Origin of the sequence: Bacillus paranthracis (assembly GCF_001883995.1) — a bacterium.
Classification (GTDB): domain Bacteria; phylum Bacillota; class Bacilli; order Bacillales; family Bacillaceae_G; genus Bacillus_A; species Bacillus_A paranthracis.
The window spans coordinates 1-2431 of record NZ_MACE01000054.1 but is presented as its reverse complement, the minus strand read 5'-3'; the positions used below and the strand labels follow the sequence as shown (position 1 = coordinate 2431).

2 protein-coding genes are annotated in these 2431 nt (G+C 34.0%); both read right to left on the bottom strand.

Annotated features, from left to right (window positions below):
• Positions 1–317 precede the first annotated feature (317 nt).
• Complete coding sequence (locus BAQ46_RS21895) at positions 318–1049, bottom strand: DsbA family oxidoreductase (RefSeq protein WP_000687960.1); 732 nt, start codon at positions 1047–1049, stop codon at positions 318–320.
• A 165-nt stretch (positions 1050–1214) separates the two neighbouring features.
• Positions 1215–2174, bottom strand: a complete 960-nt coding sequence (locus BAQ46_RS21890; RefSeq protein ID WP_000719448.1) for an alpha/beta hydrolase — start codon at positions 2172–2174, stop codon at positions 1215–1217.
• Positions 2175–2431 lie beyond the last annotated feature (257 nt).

Genomic DNA, 2431 nt, shown 5'->3' with positions numbered 1-2431 from the left:
TCTAGCATCATAAAATAAAAATTGACGTTTCACGTTGTTTGTTTCGTTCAGTTTTCAAAGAACTTGTCTGCCACTCATTTGCGACTTCCTTATGTTAACATTTTTATCTTTCAATGTCAACTAAGTTTTTCATTTCGTTTGTCGCTTTCGACGTTATTGTCATCGGCGACTTGTTCTATATTACACCTCTAAGTATTAATCGTCAATACGTTTTTTAAAAAAACTTCATTTTTTTAAAACCCTATTTACATACCTCTTCTATCAGAATATATAAGCAACCCATATAATACTCTATGGGTTGCTTTCCATCATAAAAACTATTGTTCTTTTGAAGGTACCGAACAGCTTTCATCTGTACAAGACATATCGCTTCCACCTTCTGAAGAAAGCTCTTGTAACTTAGGTACAGGATTCTCTTCTTCCCACACTTGCTGAAGTGCACCAACAAAAGTTTCAAGTGGTTGTGCACCTGAAATAGCATACTTTTGATTAATAATAAAATAAGGTACTCCTGAAATTTGATATTGCTGAGCAATCGCTTCATCAACTCTAACATCATTTGCATATGCGCTTTTATCATTAATAACCTGTAAAGCTTCTTGTTTGTCTAGACCTGAAGCTTCAGCTATAGTAGCGAGCGTATCCACATCACTTAAATTTCTTGATTCAGTGAAATATGCAAAAAGTAGATTTTCCGTAATCTCTTTTTCTTTCCCTTGATCCTTTGCAAATTTCGCAAGACGATGCGCATCAAAAGTGTTCGTCGGCTTCATCTCATCAAAATTAAAACTTAAACCCATACTAGCTGCATGATTACCTAGCTGCACGTTATTACGTTTCGCTTCTTCAATACTAATCCCATACTTTGATGCAAGTACTTCATTAATACTTGTTCCAGAATAGATTGGAGCATTTTGGTCTAATTCAAAACTTTTAAACTCAACTTCAACATCCTTCTTATGAGGAAATTGCTCTAAAGCTACTTCTAATCTACGTTTCCCAATGTAGCAAAACGGGCATACAAAATCTGACCATACTTCAATTTTCATAGAAACACCTCATTAACATGTAGTTTTCAATCATTGTAGCACTGGCACTAAGGAATTCAAAAATTTATGCTTCAAGCCTTAAATACTACAACCTAAAATAAATTTATAAATAGAAAAACGATAATCAAAAGTATTACCTTCTGATTATCGTATATATAAATCTAATTATGCTTGAATATATCTTCCCACGAACTTCCATACGGTATTCCAATACGTATTTGAATCTATCTTCTCAGCTTCTCCATGTCCAGCACCTGGAACAATTAATTTCTCTTTTTCTACTTTTGCAGCATTATATACTTCATCTAACATTTCAAAAGGAACGAATGTATCCGCATCCCCATGAATGAATAGCATCGGTGTTTTACTTTTTGCAACTTGTTTAATAGCTGAAGCTTCTTCTAAATCATATCCAGCTCTTAATTTTGTAACTGTATTTGCCGCATTCATAACAGGAAACTTCGGCAAGTGGAATAGATCTTTTAATTGATACGTAAATTCATCAACAACAGTTGAGTACCCACAATCTTCAATAATAACTTTAACGTTAGAAGGTAAATCCTCACCTGAAGTCATCATTACAGTTGCCGCGCCCATCGAAACACCAAATAGTGCTATTTCAGCATTAGGATCTTTCTTTACAATTTGTTGAATCCAAATCAAAATGTCTTTACGATCATGCCAGCCCATACCAACATAATCCCCTTCACTATTCCCGTGCCCACGAAGATCTGGTGCTATGACATTATAGCCTTGTTCATAAAAGTTGCGAATATATTTCGTCATTTCTGATGCCCTACCATTGTATCCATGAACTACAATCGCCCATTTATGACTAGATTGTTCATTCATATATTCATAACCTGTTAAATTCAGTTTATCGAAAGAACGTATAGTTAATGTGTTAGGCTTATACTTTGATACGAAGTTCGCATTCTTCTCTTCATTTGTAGCCAATGCATCTCCCGATGCATTTACCGTTTCTACTAAATGAGGATTATCTTCCAAAAATTCTTTTTCTTGTTTCGCATTCAACGCATAGTTATAAAAATAATTTCCAACTAACATATACACAATCGCTAGAAGGATTAAGACTACTATAGTAATTATACCTATCTTTTTCATATTATCTCCTTTTTAAAAATTAAATATCCCTATATTAAAGCACTCAAAAAATAACGGTACTATTTTAACACACCAATAGATTGCTTCCACAAAAAATAAAATATAAAATCTGAAACTACACATCGAAAATGATGAAAGAAGTTGAATACAAAAGGATAACTCGAGGCTAATAAGAAGTTAGAAACACAAAAAAGACGAGTCATTCTGACTCGTCTTAAGCTTGCTTGGCGACGTCCTACTCTCACAGGGACAAGGTC